General features: G+C 42.0%; 6 protein-coding genes. 3 read left to right on the top strand and 3 right to left on the bottom strand.

The genetic code is table 11. The annotated features are described in order from the left end of the window. The first annotated feature begins 207 nt into the window (after positions 1-207). Positions 208-1,806: a C-terminal helicase domain-containing protein gene (locus PX482_RS13285; protein ID WP_002760432.1), complete on the top strand. Its 1,599-nt coding sequence runs from the start codon at positions 208-210 to the stop codon at positions 1,804-1,806. Positions 1,807-1,832: 26 nt separating this feature from the next. Here PX482_RS13285 and PX482_RS13280 read toward each other — a convergent pair whose 3' ends face one another. Then, a complete protein-coding gene (locus PX482_RS13280) occupies positions 1,833-2,051 on the bottom strand; it encodes a hypothetical protein (protein WP_043999166.1) in 219 nt (72 codons plus the stop codon). 147 nt (positions 2,052-2,198) lie between these two features. Between PX482_RS13280 and PX482_RS13275 the strand changes: the two genes are divergently transcribed. Further along, a complete protein-coding gene (locus PX482_RS13275; protein ID WP_002760436.1) occupies positions 2,199-2,810 on the top strand; it encodes a DUF3318 domain-containing protein in 612 nt (203 codons plus the stop codon). Positions 2,811-2,953: 143 nt separating this feature from the next. After that, a complete protein-coding gene (gene recQ / locus PX482_RS13270) occupies positions 2,954-5,065 on the top strand; it encodes a DNA helicase RecQ (protein ID WP_002760438.1) in 2,112 nt (703 codons plus the stop codon). Between the two features lie 152 nt (positions 5,066-5,217). Here recQ and PX482_RS13265 read toward each other — a convergent pair whose 3' ends face one another. Continuing rightward, positions 5,218-5,358: a hypothetical protein gene (locus tag PX482_RS13265; protein WP_002760440.1), complete on the bottom strand. Its 141-nt coding sequence runs from the start codon at positions 5,356-5,358 to the stop codon at positions 5,218-5,220. Between the two features lie 564 nt (positions 5,359-5,922). Then, positions 5,923-6,050, bottom strand: a 128-nt coding sequence (locus PX482_RS13260; RefSeq protein ID WP_288122535.1) for a transposase, incomplete at its 5' end; no start/stop codon positions are given.

Below are 6,050 nucleotides of genomic sequence, written 5' to 3'. Positions count from 1 at the left end.
TTGCTAATAAACATAGCAAAATTATAGATGATTTCCTGACCTAAGATCACATTTTATTCTTTTTTCCACTTCAATCTAAGAATTGAGAAAAAAGCAAAACCTTATATTATACCATAAAAAAATTATGCAAGAGGTCTATTACCAAATAAGCGCAAACAAGAACCATTACTCAGTTTACAAACCGGGGGAGCAAATTTAAGAGGACTGATGCGAGTCCTGTTATTCAAACGCTTTGAATCTAGCGTTTATGCCTTCCAACAAACTGTTAAGAAATTACTGCAAGTCCATCAACGCTTTCGAGAAGCTTTACGCCAAGGAATTATCCCCGCCGGAGAAGAAGCTCAAGCAATTCTCTATGAGCCAAACAATGGGGAAGAACAAGACATTATCGATGCTTTGCGTCAGGCATCTGGGAAGTATGATCTAGCTGATTTTGATGCCACAATATTACAGAAACATCTTGAGCATGACATCCAATTGCTAGAGAAAATTTTGCACTTAGTTGAGCCAATTACTCCAGACAAAGATGCGAAATTACAAACCCTTAAAAGCTGGTTGAATAAACCTCCGCTGCAGGATAGCAAGTGCCTCATTTTTACTCAGTATGCTGATACCGCCTATTACTTATATCAAAACCTCAATCCTAACGGCGATCAAGACGATCTAGAAGTCATCTACAGTGGCGATAAAGATAAGGCGCGGGTAGTGGGAAGATTTGCCCCCAAAGCCAACAAATACTATAAATTACAACAGGGAGAGTCGGAAATCAAAACTTTAATTGCTACCGATGTTTTAGCCGAGGGTTTAAACCTACAAGATGGCCACCTGATTGTTAATTATGACCTGCATTGGAATCCCGTCCGACTCATTCAAAGGTTTGGTCGGATTGATCGGATTGGCAGCGAGAATGATGTGGTTTACGGCTTTAATTTTCTCCCAGAGACGGGATTGGAGCGGAATCTAGGATTACGGCAAAAACTCAAAAACCGCATTCAAGAAATTCATGAAACCATCGGTGAGGATGCGGCAATTCTTGACCCCACAGAACAGCTTAACGAAGAGGCTATGTATGCGATTTCTGAAAAAAGTGGCAGCCATCAATTAAGTTTGTTTGAAGATGAGGGAGAATTTCTCGACCTCAATGAAGCCGAAGAAATTCTCAGACAACTCCAGCGAGAAAATCCGGCTGAATACGAACGGATAGCTAACCTGCCTCACGGCATCCGAACGGCTCGCTTTTCTCTCAATAAGGGCATAATTGTCTTCTGTGAAGCTTCTTATCCTAACCGCAAAGATTGGAAGGGCTACCAGCAATTATATTGGCTCGATGAACAGGGAGAGATCAGATCAAAAGATACTGCCCGCATTTTAGGAATGCTCAAAACCAACCCAGAAGAAGCAGCACTGCCGCTGCCCAAAAATTACAACCAAGCAGTCATGCAAGTCAAGGTGAAATTTGCCCAAGAAGTCCAACACCGCCAATCGGAACGGGAGTACAGCCGTTCTCTGACTCAAGCACAGCGCTACGTCCTGCGAGAATTGGGACTACTGTTCAAAACCACGCAGGATGAAGAAATCCGCAAGCAGGTTAACCTATTAGAACAGGCCTTTCGCCAACCGATTACCACTGTACTCAAGCGCGAGTTAAACCTGATTAAGCGCCGTAGCCTGACAGGAGAAGCTTTGTTTAGCGAACTGAAGAAATTATATAGCCAACATGAGATGCGGGACTGGTTAGATCGCCGCCGCTTGCAAGGTGAGGAGCAACCAATTCCCATCATTATTTGCAGTCAGGCTTTAGTTTAGAAACGGCGATAAGTAGGTGGGTGGAATTAAATATAAGATGAACGTAGCGACTGTATCGCCAGTTCTTCCATCGGGTTCGGCTTCACCTTCCCGTTAACGTAGTCGCAAGCTTCCGCAAACGCTTTCAGTGTCGCCTCGATAGCGGCCACCTGTTCGGGTGTTACTTGGAGTTGGCAAGATCCGGTCAGGACTGGTTTCATCCCCTCATTAATAATCAACACATGAGGATTTTGAGGAAGATGCAAGAATTTATTGGCGATTTTCGGGACATCGAACCCCTCAAAGCCGAACGGTAGGGACTCACGCGGTTTCGTTGAGAAAATTGTCGGAAAAGAGATATTAACTCAGAAAGCGATTATACTCAATGATCGAAGACTATTGACCAGCGATCGATGAACCAAGACAACGAGATTAGTCATTTACTAGACCTCATGCCTGCTTCGGGACGGATGATGACGCGCATTGTCAGCAAACCCGAAAGCAGTAAGGTAATCGAAACTAATTTTCCCCTGCCCTGGCAAAGAGGAGTCAGACCGATTCCAATTAATTTTGACCTCTGGCGGCAATTATCAAGACCCCAACGGGATTTAGTCTTGTTAAGGGCTGTCTGTGTTTTAACGGCAGTAAAATGGTTTAAACCCGATCTCGATCGAGTAATTGCTCTGGCTGGTATGATCGGTTTAACCGTGGAAACCCTGCAAACCGATGCCGTCGGTATGGCAGTAGCGGGGGGTTTAACTGCCTTGGCAATTAACCGGATTTGGCGGGAAAAACGCAGCCCCCAACGGGAATTAGATGCGGATGAAGCAGCCCTAAAAGTGGCCGTTAGACGCGGTTACACGGAAACCGAGGCCGCTAAGGGTTTATTATCGGCTATTGAGACTATAGCTGAAATTGAGGGGCGATCGAGTCTCAATTTTAACGAGTTATTGCGCTGTCAAAATCTGAAAAAATTAGCCAATCTCTCCTTTGTTGGTGTTCCCGATCAGGTGAGACAATCTTAAGGTCAGGAGCCGGTCGTCAGGAGTCAGGAGGCAATAGGTAATCTCCCCCCCTCTGTCACCCATTCCGGCGTTCCCTGTTCCCTAAAATCAGAGAGTCTGTAAACTTAAAATAACTACTATAAAAATATCTTTCCCCTTGCTCAATGGCTGCAATTGACTCTTTAGAAAAAGTCTTAAAATATCACTTTGGCTACGATCAATTTCGACCGAATCAACGCCAAATAATTGAGGCTGCTTTAAATAATCAGGATTTATTAGTAATTATGCCCACCGGAGGCGGTAAATCTCTCTGTTTTCAGCTACCTGCTTTAATCAAAAAAGGGGTGACGGTGGTGGTTTCTCCCCTAATTGCTTTAATGCAGGATCAAGTAACTGCTTTAGCTGATAATGGCATCGGGGCAACATTTCTCAATAGCACTTTAAATGCTAAACAAGTCAGAGAAAGAGAATCTTTAATCCTGCAAGGAAAAATTAAACTGTTATATGTCGCGCCAGAAAGATTATTATCGCCTAGTTTTTTAGATTTTTTAGCTGTTATTGATAATTACCTCGGTTTAGCCTGTTTAGCAGTGGATGAAGCTCACTGTGTCTCCGATTGGGGTCATGATTTCCGCCCTGAATATCGACAAATTAAACAAGTTCGTCAACGCTTTCCCTCCGTGCCAATTTTGGCTTTAACTGCCACCGCTACCCAACAGGTTAGAGAAGATATTATCCAACAATTAGGATTGCGAGATACTTCCATTCATATTGCTAGTTTTAATCGTCCTAATCTTTATTATGAAGTTCAACCTAAAACCAGTAAATCTTATCAGCAATTGTATCAATATATTAAAGGACAAAAAGGAGCAGGAATAGTTTACTGTATCAGCCGCAAAACCGTCGATAAAGTTGCAGAACAGTTGCAAAAAGATGGTATTAATGCCCTACCCTATCACGCGGGTATGGAGGATCGGGAAAGAAGTAACAATCAAACCCGTTTTATTCGGGATGATGTGCAGATTATGGTGGCAACAATTGCCTTCGGTATGGGGATTAATAAACCGGATGTACGCTTTGTCATTCATTACGATTTACCCCGCAATTTAGAGGGATATTATCAAGAATCAGGCCGTGCGGGTAGGGACGGAGAACCAGCTAAATGTACCCTCTTTTTTAGCTTTGCCGATGCCAGAAAAATTGAGTATTTTATTAACCAAAAAACCGAGCAAAATGAACAACAGAAAGCTCGTCAACAATTGCGACAAGTGTTAGATTATGCCGAAGGGAATGAATGTAGAAGATCGAGTGTACTAGGCTACTTTGGAGAAAGTTTTGCGGGTAACTGTGGTAACTGTGATAACTGTCGGAATGGTACAAATAACCAGGATTGGACGATCGAAGCACAAAAATTTTTATCCTGTGTGGCGCGGACGGGACAGAAATTCGGTATGATGCACATAATCAACGTACTGAGGGGAGGAAAAGGTGAAAGAATCACCCAATATCAACATCATTTATTATCTACTTATGGCATCGGTAAAGATAAAACTGTCGGGGAGTGGAAACGTTTAAGTCGTTCCCTTGTCCAGCAAAATCTACTGGTAGAAACTGAAGACAATTTTAGAATCTTGAAACTTAATCAACACAGTTGGGAAGTGATGCGGAAACAACGTTCCGTGTTTATTGCCGTCCCCCAAAAAGCTAACGGTCAAATCGTGGGAGACGACAATCCCAATACGCTGGAAAGTGATTTATTATTTGATCGCTTGCGACAACTGCGGAAAAAAATTGCCGATAGTCAAGGGGTTCCTCCCTACGTTATTTTCCATGATTCTAGTCTGCGTTTGATGGCCCAATCGAAACCCCGGAATTTGGGGCAGTTTCGTCAAATTTCTGGAGTAGTACACAGTAAAGTACAACAGTATGGGGATATATTTATAGCGGCAATTAATGATTTTTGTCAGGATAGTCTTCCCTCTACTCAATTCCTCACTCTCCAATACTATCAAGATGGTTTGAATGCGGAAGAAATCGCTCGCAAAAGAAGCTTAAAAGTCTCAACCATCTATGAACATTTAGCTAAATTGCTGGAAGCGGGTTACGAAATTGATATTAATCAGTTAGTCTCTAAAAATAAACAGGAATATATTCGTTTAGCGATTAAAAAAGTGGGTGATCAATCCCTGAAAACTCTCAAAGAAAATCTGGGAGATAATTATAGTTATGAGGAAATTAAATTAGTTGTTGCTTGGCAAAGACGACCCCGGCAATAAGGCCAGAGGAACTCTTTTGATGCAACCCTCCACTTTAAAAGCGATAATAAATAATCAGTTTTTAATAACCGGATTTAGTATTACAACCAGTGGGTTAATCCGCTCAAAAATTGCTTTTTCTGGGGTTGAAACATTTTCAACCCCGATTTTTATCATCCGGGAAAAATAACTTCTAGGGGAGCGGGAATCATCTCGCTGCGAAAGTCAAGAATCTGGACTAGGATTAAATAGGCAACGGCGATTAAAATCGAAATTGCTCCCGTGATAATGGCGATAATTTTAGCAGAATTCATATAATTAACCGTTAATTTCCTGAGATTATTGATCTATTCCCGCAAAAGCTACCGAAATTTATTCTCATCTACGATTGCGAGGATAAACAATTCAAACTGAAGATATCTTACAGCACAATTCTCCGAGGCGATCGAGAGGAGGAAAATCTTTACCGAATCAAGGTTAGTTACGGTTAAAGAGATTTTGCCATCAGTTCCACGAAAGAATAGGGTTTATCAGCTAGGAGAACATTCAGAATTTTGACTAATCCCGAACTGAGGTTCAGGTTGAAACCCAGTTTGACGAGAGATAGTCCTTGCGGCTCAATGTATAGACTAAAATATATGGTAAAGCTTATAATTATTTGTTATTTAAATCTATGCAACCAGCAAAACCCTTGCTATAATCGACAATATATGGTAATAGACCAATTCCATCCGCTGCATCCGCATCGGCATCCCCAAAGTTGATCAACCTCGCTTTGTTTTAAGGTAGGCTAAGGTCTGCCTTACTTTTTTGGGTTGGGAAGCACTGGAGTTGGGGGAAAAGAGGAAAATGGGCTCTTCGTTACCCTTTATGCTAAATCAACATACAAGATGCCAAGATAACATACTTCTAACCCAAAAATTCCGAAAGTTTCTCAAGCCATAGCCTCTCCGTTTTATTAGTTTAAGTTTATTGTTGATTCCCTCGACCACCCCATTCGTTGTCC

The organism is Microcystis sp. M53602_WE12 (assembly GCF_030065455.1).
Lineage (GTDB): Bacteria > Cyanobacteriota > Cyanobacteriia > Cyanobacteriales > Microcystaceae > Microcystis > Microcystis aeruginosa.
This window is presented reverse-complemented; position numbering and strand designations above follow the sequence as displayed.

Excerpts from the sequence above, each read along its gene's own strand:
- PX482_RS13285 (WP_002760432.1), top strand. The coding sequence starts at position 208 with ATGCGAGTCCTGTTATTCAAACGCTTTGAATCTAGCGTTTATGCCTTC.
- PX482_RS13275 (WP_002760436.1), top strand. The coding sequence starts at position 2,199 with ATGAACCAAGACAACGAGATTAGTCATTTACTAGACCTCATGCCTGCT.
- recQ (WP_002760438.1), top strand. The coding sequence starts at position 2,954 with ATGGCTGCAATTGACTCTTTAGAAAAAGTCTTAAAATATCACTTTGGC.
- PX482_RS13265 (WP_002760440.1), bottom strand. The coding sequence starts at position 5,358 with ATGAATTCTGCTAAAATTATCGCCATTATCACGGGAGCAATTTCGATT.